15 protein-coding genes are annotated in these 15,709 nt (G+C 73.8%); 7 read left to right on the top strand and 8 right to left on the bottom strand.

The annotated features are described in order from the left end of the window. Positions 1-33 precede the first annotated feature (33 nt). Entirely contained in the window at positions 34-1,602 is a 1,569-nt protein-coding gene (locus ACFYNP_RS00325) for a chaplin family protein (RefSeq protein ID WP_388782189.1), read from the top strand. A gap of 447 nt (positions 1,603-2,049) precedes the next feature. Next, positions 2,050-3,435, top strand: a complete 1,386-nt coding sequence (locus ACFYNP_RS00320) for a glycoside hydrolase family 26 protein (protein WP_388781169.1) — start codon at positions 2,050-2,052, stop codon at positions 3,433-3,435. Here the strand turns inward: ACFYNP_RS00320 and ACFYNP_RS00315 are convergent. From ACFYNP_RS00315 to ACFYNP_RS00280, 8 genes are read right to left on the bottom strand one after another with little or no spacing between them, the layout of a single operon-like run. Further along, positions 3,421-4,560: a GNAT family N-acetyltransferase gene (locus ACFYNP_RS00315; RefSeq protein WP_388781167.1), complete on the bottom strand. Its 1,140-nt coding sequence runs from the start codon at positions 4,558-4,560 to the stop codon at positions 3,421-3,423. The genes ACFYNP_RS00320 and ACFYNP_RS00315 overlap by 15 nt on opposite strands. Next, positions 4,560-5,240 (bottom strand): lipopolysaccharide biosynthesis protein, encoded by a 681-nt coding sequence (locus ACFYNP_RS00310; protein WP_388414444.1) that lies wholly within the window; start codon positions 5,238-5,240, stop codon positions 4,560-4,562. Before ACFYNP_RS00310 ends, ACFYNP_RS00315 begins: the two co-directional genes overlap by 1 nt. Further along, positions 5,237-6,517: a glycosyltransferase gene (locus ACFYNP_RS00305; protein WP_388781165.1), complete on the bottom strand. Its 1,281-nt coding sequence runs from the start codon at positions 6,515-6,517 to the stop codon at positions 5,237-5,239. Before ACFYNP_RS00305 ends, ACFYNP_RS00310 begins: the two co-directional genes overlap by 4 nt. Further along, a complete protein-coding gene (locus ACFYNP_RS00300; protein WP_388781163.1) occupies positions 6,514-7,299 on the bottom strand; it encodes a polysaccharide deacetylase family protein in 786 nt (261 codons plus the stop codon). The genes ACFYNP_RS00305 and ACFYNP_RS00300 overlap by 4 nt, the downstream gene beginning before the upstream one ends. After that, complete coding sequence (murJ, locus tag ACFYNP_RS00295; protein ID WP_388781161.1) at positions 7,289-8,905, bottom strand: murein biosynthesis integral membrane protein MurJ; 1,617 nt, start codon at positions 8,903-8,905, stop codon at positions 7,289-7,291. Before murJ ends, ACFYNP_RS00300 begins: the two co-directional genes overlap by 11 nt. Then, a complete protein-coding gene (locus ACFYNP_RS00290; protein WP_388781159.1) occupies positions 8,902-10,221 on the bottom strand; it encodes an O-antigen ligase family protein in 1,320 nt (439 codons plus the stop codon). Before ACFYNP_RS00290 ends, murJ begins: the two co-directional genes overlap by 4 nt. 2 nt (positions 10,222-10,223) lie before the next feature. Further along, positions 10,224-11,648 (bottom strand): exopolysaccharide biosynthesis polyprenyl glycosylphosphotransferase, encoded by a 1,425-nt coding sequence (locus ACFYNP_RS00285; protein ID WP_388781157.1) that lies wholly within the window; start codon positions 11,646-11,648, stop codon positions 10,224-10,226. 50 nt (positions 11,649-11,698) lie between these two features. Beyond that, positions 11,699-12,865 carry a glycosyltransferase family 4 protein gene (locus ACFYNP_RS00280; protein ID WP_388414428.1) on the bottom strand — a complete coding sequence of 389 codons (1,167 nt, stop codon included), beginning with the start codon at positions 12,863-12,865 and terminating at the stop codon, positions 11,699-11,701. Positions 12,866-13,163: 298 nt separating this feature from the next. Between ACFYNP_RS00280 and ACFYNP_RS00275 the strand changes: the two genes are divergently transcribed. The 5 genes from ACFYNP_RS00275 (at position 13,164) to ACFYNP_RS00255 (ending at position 15,670) form a co-directional block, all read left to right on the top strand. Then, complete coding sequence (locus ACFYNP_RS00275) at positions 13,164-13,403, top strand: chaplin (RefSeq protein ID WP_388414425.1); 240 nt, start codon at positions 13,164-13,166, stop codon at positions 13,401-13,403. Positions 13,404-13,598: 195 nt separating this feature from the next. Next, complete coding sequence (locus ACFYNP_RS00270; RefSeq protein ID WP_100573938.1) at positions 13,599-13,838, top strand: chaplin; 240 nt, start codon at positions 13,599-13,601, stop codon at positions 13,836-13,838. Positions 13,839-14,064: 226 nt separating this feature from the next. Then, positions 14,065-14,694 (top strand): hypothetical protein, encoded by a 630-nt coding sequence (locus ACFYNP_RS00265; protein WP_388781155.1) that lies wholly within the window; start codon positions 14,065-14,067, stop codon positions 14,692-14,694. Between the two features lie 266 nt (positions 14,695-14,960). Further along, positions 14,961-15,269, top strand: coding sequence for a hypothetical protein (locus ACFYNP_RS00260; RefSeq protein ID WP_388781153.1), 309 nt, complete (start codon positions 14,961-14,963; stop codon positions 15,267-15,269). A gap of 158 nt (positions 15,270-15,427) precedes the next feature. Next, the gene (locus ACFYNP_RS00255) at positions 15,428-15,670 is read left to right on the top strand and encodes a chaplin (RefSeq protein WP_100574270.1); all 243 of its coding nucleotides are present in this window, start codon (positions 15,428-15,430) and stop codon (positions 15,668-15,670) included. The last annotated feature ends 39 nt before the right edge of the window (positions 15,671-15,709 follow it).

Here is a 15,709-nt window from a genome sequence, read left to right as displayed (position 1 = left end):
TTCACTGCCGTGGCAGCTACAAGTGTCCTTTCCATGAGCGGCGGTTACGCCCAGGCCGCCACCACGGACGGCGAGACCACGGGCTCGCCGGGCCTGCTGTCGGGGAACTCGATCTCGGCGCCGGTGGAAGTCCCGGTCCAGGCGTGCGGGAACTCCGTCGATCCCGTAGGAGCGCTCAACCCGTCCTTCGGCAACCACTGCGAGACGGTGTCGCCGGCCGTGGAGAGCCCGGCGGAACGCGCCGCGGACGCGGTGGCCGACGGCGCGGGCGAGGACGAGGGCGGCCCCGGCGGTCCGTACGGTGAGCACGGGGGTCCGTACGGGGGCTCGTACGGTGGCCCGGGTCCGGACGGCGGCTCGTACGGAGACGAGTACGGGTACGGGTACGGGCGCGGATACGGCGGGCAGGGTGCCGCCGGCCAGGCGAGTTCGGTGACGAGCGGCTCGCCGGGCGTGCTGACGGGGAACTCCGCGGGGGCGCCGGTCGATGCGCCGGTCCAGGCATGCGGGGACACGGCGACGGCCGCGGGTCTGATGAACCCGGCGATGGGCGGCCGCTGCCACTCCGGCCCCGCTACGACCGAGCCTCCGGCCCGGGCCCACCACGCACCACGGACCCACCACACTCCGGCGACCCACCACACTCCGCCGGCTCACCATGCCCCGCACGTGCAGCACGCCCCGCCGGCCCATCACGCTCCGGCTGTGCATCACGCCCCGCCGGTGCGCCAGGCTCCTCCCGTACACCAGGCGCCTCCGGTTCATGCGGCTCCTCCCGTACACCAGGCGCCTCCGGTCCATGCGGCTCCGCCCGTGCATCACGTGCCTCCGGTCCATGCGGCTCCGCCCGTGCATCACGCGCCCCCGGTCCGCCAGGCTCCGCCTATCCATCACGTGACCCCGGTGCAGACCGCCCCGCCGGTCCGCCATGCCTCGCCCGTGAACCAGGCTCCGCCGGTGCATGCGGCCCCGCCGGTCCACCACGCACCTCCGATCCATGAGGCACCCCCGGTGCATCACGTGCCTCCGGTGCATCACGCGCCTCCGGTGCATGAGGCTCCGCCCGTGCATCACGCGCCTCCGGTTCATGAGGCTCCGCCCGTGCATCACGCGCCTCCGGTTCATGAGGCTCCGCCCGTGCACCACGCACCCCCGGTTCACGAGGCTCCCCCGGTGCACCACGCACCCCCGGTTCACCACACGCCCCCGGTGCAGACCGCCCCGCCGGTCCGCCATGCCCCGCCCGTGCACCATGCTCCGCCGGTTCACCACGCGCCTCCGGTCCATGCGGCCCCGCCCGTCCACCATGAACCCCCGGTTCACCAGGCTCCGCCCGTCCGCCACGCACCCCCCGTCCACCACGCACCCCCCGCCCAGCACCAGTACCCCGTGCAGCAAGTGCAGCCCGCTCGGGTGGGGCAGCACTTCGCGGCTCGTGTTGTCGCGCCGCCTGCTGCCGCGCACATGGCGGGCGGGCCGGAGCTGGCCGCTACCGGGGCCGGGGACGAGGCCGCTCTGATGGCGGCCGGGGTGGGGGCCGTTGGGCTCGTGCTGGGGGGAGGGGTGCTCTACCGGCGCGGTAGGGCGATGGCCCGGGCCTGACTTCGAGGCGTCCGCCAGGACCCCCACCCGCGGCAAGTGACGGCCGAGGGCTCGGGGTGGGGGCCGGGCGGGGACAGCTCAACTGCCGCTAGGCACACGCCTGTTGCGGGTCGTGCGGGGATCGTTCGGGCGTATTTCTCTTGTTGTGAAGGGCCCGGCTCCTGAGAAGGAGCCGGGCCCTTCGGCGTACCCGCCGCTCCCGGAACGGTGGTGCTTCCCCCGCACTCGGGACGGGAGGGGGAGGGAGGGGACGGGAGGGGGCAGTGGCGTGCCCCGGGCGCCCGAGACGGATCTGAGGGGGCCTCAGGGGGCCCTGTGACGGGCAGGAATCCGGCATACACCCTTTCGGGCGGCATATCGCGTTCGTTGCTTATCTTCCCTATCGGCGCAATAAGAATATTTTCCAACCGGGAATCCGGGGAGGTCCTCAGAACCAAGGGAGCGCACATGCGTCGGCGACGTCATAGAGCGGCCACCTTCACCACGAGTGTTCTGGCGGCGGGTGCCCTGTGCAGTCTGGCACTGGCCCCCGGTGTCGACGTACAGCGACCGGGAGGCGGCGCCGACCCTCCACCCGCCGGTTCCGCCCCGGCCGGCTCCGCCCCCGCCGCCCCGGTCCCTGCCGCTCCCGCCCCCGCGCAGCCCGCGCCATCCCCCGCCCACCCCGCCGCCTCGGACTTCGGTGCCTTTCTGGACTCCGGCACCCTCGGTGTGCGGCGCATCGCGGCCTTGCAGAAGTGGCTCGGCGGGACCGACATCAAGGTCGGGCACACCTATCTGCCCGGGAATACCTGGTCGGACATCGAGGGCCGGGCCGGGTTCCTGGAGGACTGGGCCATCTGGCGCAGGGAGCGTGCCGACCGCACCCTCGTCCTCAACGTGCCGATGCAGGCGCTCAACGAGGCCGGCATCCCGGACGCCCGGGTGCGCCAGCTGCTGGCGAAGGGTGCCGAGGGCGACTTCGACGCGCACTTCCAGCGGCTGGCCGAGCGCCTGGTCGACCTCAAGATCCCGGACACCGTGGTCGTGCTCGGCTGGGAGATGAACGGCACCACGTACACCCACCGCTGCGGGCCGGACCCGGAGTCGTGGAAGAAGTACTGGAAGAACGCGGTCACCGCGATGCGTTCGGTGCCGGGACAGAAGTTCCGCTTCGACTTCACGCCGAGCCGCGGGCGCGACGCGGTGCCGTGGACCGAGTGCTACCCGGGTGACGACCTCGTCGACATCATCGGCATGGACTCCTACGACCAGCCGCGCGGAGTGGACTTCGACAAGCAGATCAAGGAGCCGTACGGGCTCCAGCAGCACGTCGACTTCGCGGCCGCCCACAAGAAGCCGATCTCGTACCCGGAGTGGGGGCTCTTCCGCAACGGGGACAACCCCGAGTACATGCGCCGCATGCTGTCCTGGATGGACGCGCACAAGCCGGTCTACAACACCATCACCGACTACTGTCCGCACGGGGTGTGGGGGTGCTCGGACAATCCGCGCGCCTCGGAGCTCTACCGCACGCTCCTCTATGGCCGCACCGAGCCCACCCCGCAGCCGTCCACGTCCCCCAACCCGTCCACGTCCCCCAACCCGTCCACGTCCCCCGCCCCGTCCGCGTCCCCCAACCCGTCGACCAGCACCCAGCCCTCGACCCCGTCGACCCCGTCGAGCCCGACGACGACCCCGCCGAGCCCGAGCCCGAAGCCGGCCACCCCGGTCACCCCGGTCGCTCCGGCGTTGAACGGCAAGTGCTCGCCGCTCGACTTCGGCCCCTGGGTCGAGTACTGGATGGGCGGCAAGCTCTGCATGCGCCTCGACTGGTTCTCACGCCGGAGCTGACGGTCCCGGGGCGTCCGTGGCGGGCCGGCTCCGGTCGTCCCGCCACTGCCGCAGTGCGCGCAGCGCGGCACCCGCCCGGCGCCGCAGCCGCGCGTGCAGGACGGCGGCCCGGAGCAGCGGCAGGGTCCGCCGCCGGGCCAGCAGGAAGCGCTGGTTGACCCGCACCTCGGGCCGCCAGTGCTGCTTGTACGGTTCATTGCCGCGCAGCATGCTCAGCGCGCCCCGGCCGCTGCCGTCGATCCGCTGGGCGCAGGCGCGCAGCAGCATCGTGGCCACGTCCACCTTGCGGCCGCGCAGGCCGGGGTGGGCCCCGTACAGATAGCCGCCCGCCAGGGCCGGCGAGAGCAGGGTCAGATCGGCCGCGACGACCTCGCCGTCGAGGCGGAACTCCGTCACCACCGCGTCGCCCTGCCGGGTCATCTCGCCCACCGCGCGCGCCAGATGCTGCTCGAAGCGGGGGCGCAGGTGCTCGCGCGTCACCCCGCGCCCCTGCCACTGGAGCCCGTGCAGTTCGAGCAGCGTGCGCAGGGCACCCGGCACCTCGTCGGGCGGTACGTCGCGCTGTTCGATGCCCAGCGCGTCGATCTTGCGGAGCTTGGCGCGGGCGCGCTGCGCGCGGTTGTTGGGCAGCCGGGACAGCAGGGTGTCCATGTCGGCGACGGGCAGCTCCAGACACCGCGAGTCCGTCAACTGGTGCTTGGGAGCGGTCCAGTTGGCGTGAATGCGCTCGGCTCCGGCGCCCGGGCGCACCTCGCCCAGGTCGATCAGGGCGCCCCGGGCCGAGCGCATCAGCGCACCGGTGAGGGCGGCCGCGGCCTCCTCGGCGCAGTCGTCGGCCAGGAGGACGTCGGTGAAGTCGGAGATGGGGCCGCCCAGCGGGACGAGCGCCGGGAGTGGACGCCGGACCCGCATCAGCGGGGCCGCCCCCACCAACCGGCCGTCCCAGTAGGCGAGATGGACCCGCAGCCGTCCGCGAACCCCGTACGAGAGCCACCACGAGTGCAGCCAGGCGTGGCTCTGGAACGGGGTCGCGGAGCTGCAACTGCGGTGCAGCTGAAGCCAGTTGGCGGCGAGGTCCGCGAAGCGCAGGTCGTCGGTGCACAGCTCCACGCGGAGGCCGGACACTAGCCGACCTCCTGCGGCACGGATGCCGCACCGGCCGGGCTCGGTACCGAGGCCGCGCGCTCGGTCTCCGGCATGCCCTCGGGCGCGTCCTCGGGGCGGCGGCGCGGCCGGGCGAGCAGGCCGAGGCCGCCGAGCAGACCGCCCGCGCAGCCGCCCACCAGGGCGGTCAGGCCCGCCGAGGGGGAGGAGGGGGCGAGCGGCTTGATGGCGCGCGAGAACTGCACGACGCGCACCCCGGTGTCGGCCTGGGTGTGGGTGCCGTTCAGGGTCAGCGCGCGGGCCACCGCGTTGGCCATGCCGGCCGCGTCGGCGGCCCGGCCCGAGGTGGCGGTGATGGCGATCATCGGAGCGTCGGGGGAGGTCGCCGTCTGCACACTGCCGCGGAGCGTGGTGGCGCTCACCCCGGCCCAGATCTGGGCGTCCCCGATGACGGCGACCTCGGTCGCGACCCGCCCGTAGGCCTGGGCGAAGCCGAGGGCGACCGACGGGTCCGACTTCTCGCCGGGGGTGACCACCACATAGCTGGTCGCGCTGTACTCCGGTGTCTTGACCGCGCCGTACACGCCGCCGGCCGTCGCGCCGAGCAGCGCGCACACGGGCAGCGGCCACCAGCGCGGCAGCGACCGGGCGCGCGGGCCGCGGGCGCTCTGGCGCTGCCGCGGGCCGGAGAATCTGCTCATCTGGACTCTTCTTTCTCCGAGGAGTTCATCGGGGAGTTCGTCGCGGTGTTCTTCGGGGAGGGGTGCGTCGGCGCGGCCGGCGAGCCGGCCGGCGCGGGGCCCGCCGGGGCGGTTGCCCCCGGGTCCGGTGCCGGGGCGTACGCGGGGTGCGGCAGCGGCGCCCGGGCCGCGGCCGCCTCGTACACCCGGACCAGCTGGGCCGAGGTCGCGGTCACGCAGTAGCGGCGTACCGCGTCGGGGACGGGCAGGCGGGGGCGGGCCGTGCGCCGGAGTTCGCCGAGCGTGGCGGCGAACGCGGCGGCCGTGCGGCCGGTGCGCAGCGCGCCGGGCGCCGAGCCGGCCGGCAGGTCGTCGATCGCCGGGCACGTCACGTACGCGACCGGGAGCCCGGCCGCCAGGCCCTCCACGACGGCCAGGCCGAACGCCTCCTCGCCGGACGGCGAGGCCAGGCAGTCCACGGCCGAGAGCACCCCGGCGAGGCTGGGGCGGTGGCCCGCCGGGGTGGTGTTGTCCTGGACGCATTCGCCCGCGAACACCACCCGGGCGCCCACCCCGAGCCGTTCGGCACGGGCCCGCAGTGGCTGTTCCTGCTCGCCGCCGCCCGCGAACACCAGCCAGGCGTCGGGGAGTTCGGCGATCGCGTCGACGAGGGTGTGGAACCGCTTGCCCGCCGCGAGCCGTCCGACCGCGCCGACCACGAACGCGCCATCGGGCAGGCCGAGTTGACGGCGGACGGACGTACGGGCGGTGGCGCTGAAGGCGAACTGGGCCGCGTCGACCCCGTTCGGCACGACCTGGATGCGGCGCTCGGGCACGCCCCAACGGGCCAGGCGGTGCGCGATGGTGGGGGAGACGGCGACGGTCGTGGTGCCGAGCCGTTCGCTCGCGAGGTACAGCCGGCGCACCCCGGCTCCGAGCGGTCGCCCCTCGATGCGGGCCTCGCCCAGGGAGTGCTCGGTGGCCACGATCGTGTGGACCCGGGCGAGCTTCGCCGCGAGGCGGCCGTACAGGCAGGCCCGGTACAGATGGGTGTGGACGACGTCGTAGCGGCCGCGCGCGATCAGTCTGGTGAGCCGGGGCAGCGCGGCCAGGTCGCGGTTGCCCGCCATGTCGAGGTTGCGCACCCGGCCGCCCTCGCGGACGATCGCGCGGGCCACGGTGCCGGGGTTGGTGAGGGTCACCACGTCCGCCTCGTACGGCAAGTGCCGCAGCAGCAGCCTCAGTTGCTGCTCGGCGCCGCCCACGCCGAGGCCGGTGATGACGTGCAGGACCTTCACGTGCCCTCCGGGAGGTCGGCCGGCTCGTCGCGGCGCCAGCGGTGCAGGCTGCGCTTGAGGTGCAGCCGCCAGCCGTTGTCGCGCTCGCCGACGTGGACGCGCGGCAGCGCGTAGCGGCCGGTCAGCGGGCCCGGGTCGATCGCGCAGGCGTACGCGTAGCCGGCCGCGCGGACCGCGTCGACGGCCCGTACGTCGACGGCACCGTACGGATAGCAGAAGCCGGCCACCTGGTGCCCGGTCAGGGCGTGCAGCAGCTCGCGGCTCTCGTGCACCTCGCGGTGCAGGGTGTCCTCGTCGACGTGGGTCAGATCGAGGTGGCGCAGGCCGTGCGAGGCGACCTCCATGCCCCAGGTGGCGGCCTGCTGGATGCCGCGCTCGTCGAGCAGGGGCTTGCGCGGGCCCAGCGGGTCCCAGTCGTTGGTGCCGCCGAGCAGGCCCGGCAGCACGAACACGGTGGCCGTGCAGTCGTGGCGGCGCAGCAGCGGCAGCGCCTCGGCGGTGAAGTCGGCGTAGCCGTCGTCGAAGGTGAGGCCGACCAGGCCGCGGGCGGTGCCGGCCGCGCGGGCGCGCAGGAGTTCGGCCATGCTCACCCCTCTCAGGCCGTGTCCGCGCAGCCAGCGCAGCTGGCGTTCGAGGCGGGGCGGCGAGACGGTGATGTGGTACGGATCGTCCGTGGTGTGGGTCACCGAGTGGTACATGGCCACCCACAGCGGTGCGGCGGGGCGCGGTCTCGAACCAGTCAGTGGACCCCTCGGGTCGCCGACTGCCGTGTCAACGGGCATGCCAGAGCTTTCGTGTGACGGGACGGAACAGCAGACAGAACTCCCGGACCCGCAGCAGCCCGGCCGTGACGGTGAACGCCACGGCGGCGAGCGCGGACCCAATGACGAGTGCGGACAACGGACTTGGGGCGAGGGTGGCCCCCCACCGGCAGGCGGCGGTGGCGGCAGCGCCCGCCGCGACGAGCCGGGCGAGCTGTCCGCCCACCCAGCGCACGGACAGGGCGGTGCGGCGCCGGCCGCTGCCCCAGAGCAGGGCCAGCGCGGTCAGCGTGATGCCGAGCGCGTTGGCGGCGGCGATGCCGGGCGCGCCCCACACCGGTACGGCGAGCGCGCCCGCGACGGCGGTCGCGGCGAGGCCGGCCAGCATGGCGCAGGCCGGGTACCACAGCGGGCGGGCCTCGGAGAAGTACGAGCGGGCGAGTACGCCGACCAGGGTCTGGCCGAGCAGTCCGAGCGCGTACACCCGCATGACGTCGGCGGTCGCGTCCGTGTCGTGGAGGGTGAACGCGCCGCGCTGGAACAGGACTTGGATGATCTCGGGGGCGCAGGCCACCACCACGGAGGCGCCGAGCAGCACGATGGTGCCGGCCACGATCAGGTCGCTCTCCACCCGGCGCCTGGCCCGCTCGGTGTCGCCCGCCGCGAGGGCGCGCGCGATGACGGGGAAGGTGACCGTGCACAGCATGAGGGAGAGCACCATCGGCATCTGCGCCACCTTCTGGGCGTAGTTCAGGTGCGAGATGGCCCCGGCGGGCAGCGGCGCGGCGAGGAAGCGTTCGATGAGGACCTGTGTCTGGCGGCTGAGCGCGAACACCACGACCGGGGCGACCAGCGCGAGCCGCAGCGCCCGTGGCGTCCGCCCGGCGGGCACGCGCGGCTCGGGCAGCGCGACGGTCGCCTCCCGCTGCCGCCAGCTGCGCCACAGTGCCGGCACCTGGACGACCACCATGAGGACGCCGCCGAGCGCGACCCCGGCGGCCGCGGCCCGCACTCCCCACGTCCGGCCGAGCAGCAGGAGCAGGCCGATGATGCCCACGTTGTACGCCACGTAGATCGAGGCGGGCGCGAGGAAGCGGCCGTGTCCGCGCAGGGCGGCGCTGCAGTAGCCGGTGAGCCCGAAGCTGAACACGCAGGTCGCGGTGAGGCGGGTGCAGTCGACGGCCAGGTCGGTGGCGGGCAGCCCGGGCGCGAGGACGGCGACGACGGCCGGGGCCGCCGCGATCAGCACGGCGGCGCCCGCGGCGAGCGCGAGCATCAGCCGGGGCAGGGTGGCCGCGACCAGGGCGCGTACCGGATCGGGACCGGGCCGCCGGCCCCGGGCGACCAGGGCGAGGCTGAACGCGGGCACCAGGACGAACGCCAGGCCGTCCTCGATCAGCAGGGTCGCGGCGACCTCCGGGACCGTCCAGGCGACCAGGAAGGCATCGGTGTCGGTGTCGGCGCCGAAGACGTGCGCGAAGGCCTGGTCGCGCAGCAGCCCGAGCAGGGCGCCCGCGAGCGTGAGGACGGCGGTGAGGAACGCGGCCCGCGCCAGCAGCCGCCCGGAGGTGGCGGGTTCGGGCGGCGCGGCGGGCGCGGGGAGCAGCGGCGGGACGGTCTCCGTCACGGGCGGGCCGCCCCTCGTGCCAGCCCCCACCAGGCGGCGAGGCCCAGGACGAGCGCGGTCAGGGCGGTGGAGGGGCCGCCGATGTCACCGTAGAAGAAGTCGACGAGCAGCCAGGTCAGCAGCCCGGTGGCGACCAGACCGCAGTCCATCGCGGTACGCGTCCTGCGGGCCCGGTGCAGTCGGCGGACCCCGCTGACCAGGAGGGCGGCCCAGCCGCCGACGAGGGTGACGACGCCGATGAGGCCCTGCTCGCTCAGGACGAGGAGGTACATGTTGTGCGGTGAGAGCAGCGGCTGTCGCTTGAAGGCGGCGCCCGCGCCCGCGGTGTCGCTGCCGGAGGACAGGGCGAGCGAGGAGTTCGAGTCGCGGTGGTCGGGAAATCCCTTCAACCCGACACCGGTGAGCGGGCTTTGACGCCACATCAGTTCCGCCGCCGCCCACATGGTGTACCGGTCGGTCACGGACTGGTCGGGGGCGCTCTCGACCTGGGTGATGCTGGCGAGCCGCTCCTGGAGCATCTGCGTGCCGGACCCGCTCACGCCGACCAGGACGACGGTGGCGGCGGCGGTGACCGCGAGGACGGCCAGCGCGCGGCGGATCCCGGAGAGCAGCAGCAGCGCGAGGGCGGCGATGCTCGTCGCGATCCAGGCGCCCCGGCTGAACGACACCGCGAGCGGCAGGAGCAGCAGGGCGGCGCAGCCGAGCGCGGCCCGTCGCCGGGTGCGGCTCGCGCCGGGGGCGGGGTCGAGGGCGAGGCCGAGCGCACACAGCAGTCCGCAGGAGACCACGGTGGCCATGCCCATGATGTCGGAGGCGCCGAAGGTGCCGACGGCCCGGATGTCCTCGCCCATGTAGGAGGCGCCGGTGCGGGTCAGGTACTGCTGGACGCCGACGCCGCCCTCGAACAGGGCGAGCGCCACCACGGCCCAGGCCGCGAGCCGGAAGTCGTCGCGCTCGCGCAGCAGGAGCAGCACGGCCAGCGGTACGAGGACGAAGATCTGGAGGTAGCGGCCGAGCCCGGCGATCGCGGTGCCGGGGTCGGCGGCGCCCATCGCGGCCACGCAGATCCCGGTCACCGGAAGCCCCATGACGATCGCGGCCCGGCGGCTCAGCGGCCGCTCGCCCGAGCGCAGGACCCGCAGGAACGCCCACACCACGAGCACCCCGCAGGCGGCGTCCGCGGCGGTGGCCGAGCCGTCGCCGCCCAGCGGGGGAGTGGCGAGCAGGGTGATCACGGCGAGCAGCGGCAGTAGGCGCAGGGTCCGGCGGGGTGGTGCGGGGATCGGCAGCGGCGGCGCGGCCGCGACGGCGTGCACGCTCAGCTCCCCGTCGGGCGGACGAGGCAGACGGCGGTGCGCAGCAGGATGCACAGGTCCTGCCAGAGCGACCAGTGGTCGATGTAGTAGTTGTCGTAGCGAGCCCGGTCCTCGATCGAGGTGTCCCCGCGCAGCCCCTGCACCTGGGCGAGCCCGGTGAGCCCGACGGGCATCCGGTGCCGGGCCGCGTATCCGGGGTGCGCCTGGCTGAACTGGGCGACGAAAAAGGGCCGTTCGGGGCGTGGGCCGACCAGGCTCATGTCACCCCGGATCACGTTCCACAGCTGGGGCAGCTCGTCCAGGGAGGTGCGCCGCATGAAGTTGCCGGCCCGGCTCATCCGCGTGTCGTCCGCGATGTTCCAGCGGGTCGCGGCCTCGTGCGCGGTGTCGGGGCGCAGGGTGCGGAACTTGAGCAGCGTGAACGCCCGCCCGCCGGCCCCGATCCGCTCCTGCCGGAACAGCACCCCGGGCCCGTCGCTGCGGCGGAGCACCAGCGCGCACACCGCGAGGACGGGGGCGGCGAGGAGCAGCGCGGGCAGGGTGAGGGCGAGGTCGGCGACCCGCTTGAAGAACAGGCCGGGGACCGAGGCGGGGGCGCTGGTCAGCGGCTGGCAGGGGAAGGCGGCCAGCTCGTCCGCCTGCCGGCCGGGCGCGCTCTGCCCGGGCGCGCGCGTGTCCAGCTGCCACAGCGTGCAGCCCATGCCCTCAAGGAAGGCCGGGGGTACGGGAGTTGACGACTCGGGGGCGTAGGTGAACAGACAGTCCTGCACCCCGTTCTGGATGACGGCGCGCTGGACCTCCTCCAGGCTGCGCAGCACCGGGACCCCGGCCTCGACGGAGGTCTCGGCCGGCGGCACGACCACCCCGACCGGACGGATGCCGCCGCCCGAGCGGCGCGCGAGCGCCGCCGTGACGCGTGCGGCGCTGGCCGCCGGGCCCACCACCAGGGCGGGCCGGGGCCTGCGGGCGCCCTGGCGGCGGCGCAGCCACAGTGCTGTGCCGCGCCCGGCGCAGCTCGCCAGGGTGTGCAGGGCGCAGCCCGTCGCCACGGCCGCGACCGTGAGGGGCGCGGCGTTCGGCTCGTGGACCAGGGCGCCCTCGTGGGTGAGGACGGTGGCGAGCAGGCACCAGGCGAGCAGGGTGCGTGCGAACAGGGCCGGCACGTCGGCGAGCACCCCGCGCGCCATCGTCGGCCGGTAGAGCCCGGCCTGGGCGTTGAGCGCGAGCACGGCGGCCACGAGCAGCCCGGCGGGGCCCGGCGGGAGGCCGGTGTACGGCAGCGCGAGCAGGCCGAGCAGCCCGGCCGCGCAGTCCGTCGCGAGCAGCACGGCGACGAACGGCTGTACGGTGCGCGGCCGCTGGGCCACGAAGGAGAAGTGGTCCGGCGCCTCGCGGGGCGTGACCACCGAAACGGTTCCCGATGACATCCCGGTCCCGTGGGGCGGCCCCCCGGCGGAAGGGACGATGCTTTCCGCGGTCACTGGCTGATGGGTTCCCTGTGCTCGGAGCGCGGCAGAGCGGCCACGTCGCGGTACACCTCCGCGATGCTTCGGGCCGTCTGCCGCACGTCATGGGTGGTGGTTACGTGGGCGTGGCCCTGGCGGGCCAGCTCGGTGCGCAGGACGGGGTCGGCGAGCAGCCGCGTCATCGCGTGCGCCAACTCGCCGGGTGCGTCCGGCGGTACGAGACAGAGCGGGGCCTGGCCGGGCGGGAGGCTCTCGGCGGAGCCCCCGACATCGGTGACCACCACCGGGCGTCCGCACGCCATCGCCTCCAGGGGCGCGAGCGCCATCCCCTCCCAGCGGGAGGGCAGCACGACCAGGTCGGCGGCCCGGTACCAGAAGGCGGTGTCGCCGACCGGGCCGACGAAGGACACCGAGCCGGGCGCCGCCGCGCGCAGCGCCGCCAGGTCCGGGCCGTCGCCGACCAGGACGAGGTGCGCGTCGGGCACGGCCTCGCGCACCCGCTGCCAGGCGGCGAGCAGCACGTCCTGGCCCTTTTGCCGGCACAGCCGTCCCACGCACACGACCAGCGGCGCGCCCTGGGCGGGCGGGGTCCCGTCGGCCACCGCGTAGTGGTCCAGGTCCACCCCGTTGGGGATCACCGAGCAGGGCGCGACCACCTTGGCCCGCACCCCGGTGGCCCGTTCGCCCTCGCTGACGCACACGATCCGCGCGGTCCAGCGCACCGCGGCGCGCTCCCAGCCCCGGGAGAGCAGCGCGGTGACGCCGCCGACGGCCTCGAACGACCAGGCGTGCGGCTGGAAGACGGTGGGCACCTTGCCGCGGGCCGCGAGCCGGGCGGCGACCCCGGCCTTGGCGCTGTGGGCGTGGATCACATCGGGGCGTACCCGCCGGATGAGGCGGCCCGCCCGCAGGGTCTCGCCGAGCAGCGCGGGGCCGGGCGAGCGGGTGGCCCGCCAGGGGTGCACCCGGGCACCCAGACGGGTCAGTTCGGTGCTCAACGGGCCTCCCTCGGGGCATGCCACGGTGACCCGGAATCCACTGCGCAGCTGGTCCCGCACCAAGTCCGTGACGACTCGGGCTACGCCCCCATCAACGGGCTGAACCAGGTGCAGGACACTCAACTGCCCGGCGGACCCCGGTCCCTCGGGCCCGCCAAGGGTGTTCGCTCTCGTCGGCATGCGCGGTCACTCCGGTCCTGGCGCTCGAAAAGAAAGCTGAACAAAGATGCTGCTGAACTAAGACGCTGCGGAGTTCTCTCCCCGCGTCCGCCGCCCTCGAATTCCGCCGGGGCGGCGCTCCGGCCGCCGAAGATCCCGTACGTGGCGCGGCCCGGAGGGGGGCAACTGTAACCGTATTTACAACCCGGTCCGGTCATGAATGTGGAGACGGAGTGTCCCCTTCGAGCGATCGTGCGTATCCCCTTGACGACACGGTCGTTGTATCGGTGGCCCCATCTCCATCCGAAAGGGAAAAGCCATGAATCGAATTGCGAAGTCCGTCGTGTCGGCCGGTGCCGGCGCCGCTGTCGTGATGCTGGGTGCGGGCATGGCCAGCGCCGACGCGGGGGCGCACGGCGCTGCCGTCAACTCCCCCGGTGTCCTGTCGGGCAACCTGCTCCAGGTTCCCGTGCACGTCCCGGTCAACGCCTGCGGCCTGACCGTGAACGTGATCGGTCTGCTGAACCCGAACTTCGGCAACACCTGCGTCAACAAGTAATCCCCAGGGGTGACGTCGCCGGACCGGTGCCGCGGTTCACGGTTTCGGTCCGGACGGGCCCCTGGACGTTTTCGCGGTCCCCAAAACCCTGGTTCACCCGTTAGGGGCAAAACCGGGGGGCCGGGTCCGCGTTGAGGTGTAGGTCGAGTGACAAACACCCGGTCAATGACTTTCTCAATCTAGGAGTGCTTCTCCATGTCGCGTACCGCGAAGGCCCTGGTCCTGTCCACCGCTGCCGTTGCCGCCATCGCCGGTGGGGCCGGCATCGCCGCCGCCGACGCCGGTGCGCACGGCGCGGCCACCAACTCGCCCGGCGTCCTGTCCGGCAACATGGCGCAGGTCCCCGTTCACATCCCGGTCAACGTCTGCGGCAACACCGTGAACGTCATCGGTCTGCTGAACCCCGCGTTCGGCAACACCTGCATCAACAAGTAGTTCCTCGCCGAAGCCCCGGCCGCTCCTCTCCAGGGAGCGGGCCGGGGCTTTCGCCTTGCCCCGGACGGCCGAAGGCCGCCGGGGCGTCCGGGCGCGGGGTTGTGCCAGCTCGGCACGGCGTGGCGGACATCTGATGATCACTCAGGATGACGAAGCGGTTGCGAGGGGTTAAGGGCGGGCGCACGGTGAGGGCAACTCGCTCGCCTCACCGAAGGAGAACCGTTTCATGCGTGCACGAACACCGCGGCGCCTGGCCGCAGTGGCCCTGTCGACCGCGATCGTCATCGGATCCGCCGGGACCGCGATGGCCGCCAGCTCACCGCCGCCGCGTACGGCCCGCGCCGAAGCGCCGGTCCCGGGCGCCGACGCACTGCTCGGCCAGGCCCAGCAGCTGAACGGTCTCGGAGGTGTCCTCACGCCGGTCACCGACCTGCTGACCGGCGTGCTCAAGGGCGCGTCGCCGGCCGACACCACGGCGCTGGCCGGCAAGGCCACCGCTGCCCTCGACGCGGTGAAGCAGACGGCCCCGGCGGCCCCCGTCGCGCCCCCGGCCGCGCCGGCCACCCCGCCCGCCGCCGCGGGTCCCGCGGCCGTGCCCCTGGGCGGCCCGGAACAGGACGCCGTGCTCGCGGCCGCCAAGGACGATGCCGTCGCGACGGTCAAGAAGGGCATCGACGACCTCGTCAAGGCGGTCACGAGCCTCAATGTCGGGGGCGTCCTTCCCGCGGCGACCTCGGTGGTCACCGGCCTGGTCGGTCTCGTCCTGACCACCGTGACCGGCGGCGGCCTGCCGGTGCCCAACCTGCCGGGCCTGCCCAAGGCGCCCACGGACGCCGTGCCGAAACTGCCCGCCTGAGCCGCACCCGAAGAGCGCCGGGCCGTCATCGACGGGACCGGCGCTCTCGGCCGTCCGGGGCGGCAACACCCGTACCGCAGAGCGCCCTTCATGAAATCCCATACGCGTATCGGCGGGGCCCGCAATTGGGTGGCGGCCCATGAATCCGGACATGAATCCGGAACCGAGGAGTTTCCCGGGCGTCAGCGAGTCGTTACCAGGGCGAAGCAGCCCAATGCATTCAGGGACACGTACGTTCGGCGACGGAACTCGCCGCGGAAGGATTGATGATGAAGTCGATGAAGGTTGCCGCGGCACTCGCCGGATCCCTCGCGGTCGTGGGTGCGGCGGCGCCGGCCTTCGCGGCCGGCGACCTGCCGCCCATGAGCCTCAACGGCGGCCTCGACACGATCGCCCAGAACGTGTCCTCCGCTCCCAACGCGGTCGACGCGTCGCCGGTGCGCACCCACCTGCTCGACCCCAAGTCGGACGACTCGCTGCTCCACACGGTGGGCAGCACCGCGCACGACCTGAACAAGACCAATGGGGCGCCCAATCCGGGCCAGCTCCTCGGCGGAATGCCGCTGGGCGGTTAGCTCACGGGCGAACGGGTCTTTCCGTATGCCGAATTGACGGGCCGTACGGCACCCCCGTGCGCTGTACGAGGGAAAGACAATAAACCCGGCGTGTTCGCTTCCGGCGGCTCACGGCCATTTGCCTACGCTGAGGCAACCCCCGAATGGAAGGTTCCATCATGAACACTGCGAAGAAGACGGCTCTCGCCCTCGCCGCCGCCGGTCTCGCCACGGGTGCCGCCTCCGGCGCCGCCTTCGCCGACGCGGGCGCGCAGGGCGTGGCCGCGCACTCGCCCGGCGTCCTGTCCGGCAACATGGCGCAGGTCCCGGTCCACGTCCCGGTGAACCTCTGCGGCAACACGGTCGACGTCATCGGTGGTCTGAACCCGGCCTTCGGCAACACCTGCGTCAACTCGGACTGATCCAGGGCCGGTTGAGACCGGGCCCGGTTCGGTGCAGGG

The organism is Streptomyces sp. NPDC006691, from assembly GCF_042869955.1.
In the GTDB taxonomy this organism is placed as follows: Bacteria; Actinomycetota; Actinomycetes; order Streptomycetales; family Streptomycetaceae; genus Streptomyces.
Note: the sequence above shows the minus strand (reverse complement) of the source record. Positions and strands in the feature narration are given on the sequence as shown.

Excerpts from the sequence above, each read along its gene's own strand:
- ACFYNP_RS00325 (WP_388782189.1), top strand. The coding sequence starts at position 34 with ATGAGCGGCGGTTACGCCCAGGCCGCCACCACGGACGGCGAGACCACG.
- ACFYNP_RS00320 (WP_388781169.1), top strand. The coding sequence starts at position 2,050 with ATGCGTCGGCGACGTCATAGAGCGGCCACCTTCACCACGAGTGTTCTG.
- ACFYNP_RS00310 (WP_388414444.1), bottom strand. The coding sequence starts at position 5,240 with ATGAGCAGATTCTCCGGCCCGCGGCAGCGCCAGAGCGCCCGCGGCCCG.
- ACFYNP_RS00300 (WP_388781163.1), bottom strand. The coding sequence starts at position 7,299 with ATGCCCGTTGACACGGCAGTCGGCGACCCGAGGGGTCCACTGACTGGT.
- ACFYNP_RS00285 (WP_388781157.1), bottom strand. The coding sequence starts at position 11,648 with ATGTCATCGGGAACCGTTTCGGTGGTCACGCCCCGCGAGGCGCCGGAC.
- ACFYNP_RS00280 (WP_388414428.1), bottom strand. The coding sequence starts at position 12,865 with ATGCCGACGAGAGCGAACACCCTTGGCGGGCCCGAGGGACCGGGGTCC.
- ACFYNP_RS00275 (WP_388414425.1), top strand. The coding sequence starts at position 13,164 with ATGAATCGAATTGCGAAGTCCGTCGTGTCGGCCGGTGCCGGCGCCGCT.
- ACFYNP_RS00270 (WP_100573938.1), top strand. The coding sequence starts at position 13,599 with ATGTCGCGTACCGCGAAGGCCCTGGTCCTGTCCACCGCTGCCGTTGCC.
- ACFYNP_RS00265 (WP_388781155.1), top strand. The coding sequence starts at position 14,065 with ATGCGTGCACGAACACCGCGGCGCCTGGCCGCAGTGGCCCTGTCGACC.
- ACFYNP_RS00260 (WP_388781153.1), top strand. The coding sequence starts at position 14,961 with ATGATGAAGTCGATGAAGGTTGCCGCGGCACTCGCCGGATCCCTCGCG.
- ACFYNP_RS00255 (WP_100574270.1), top strand. The coding sequence starts at position 15,428 with ATGAACACTGCGAAGAAGACGGCTCTCGCCCTCGCCGCCGCCGGTCTC.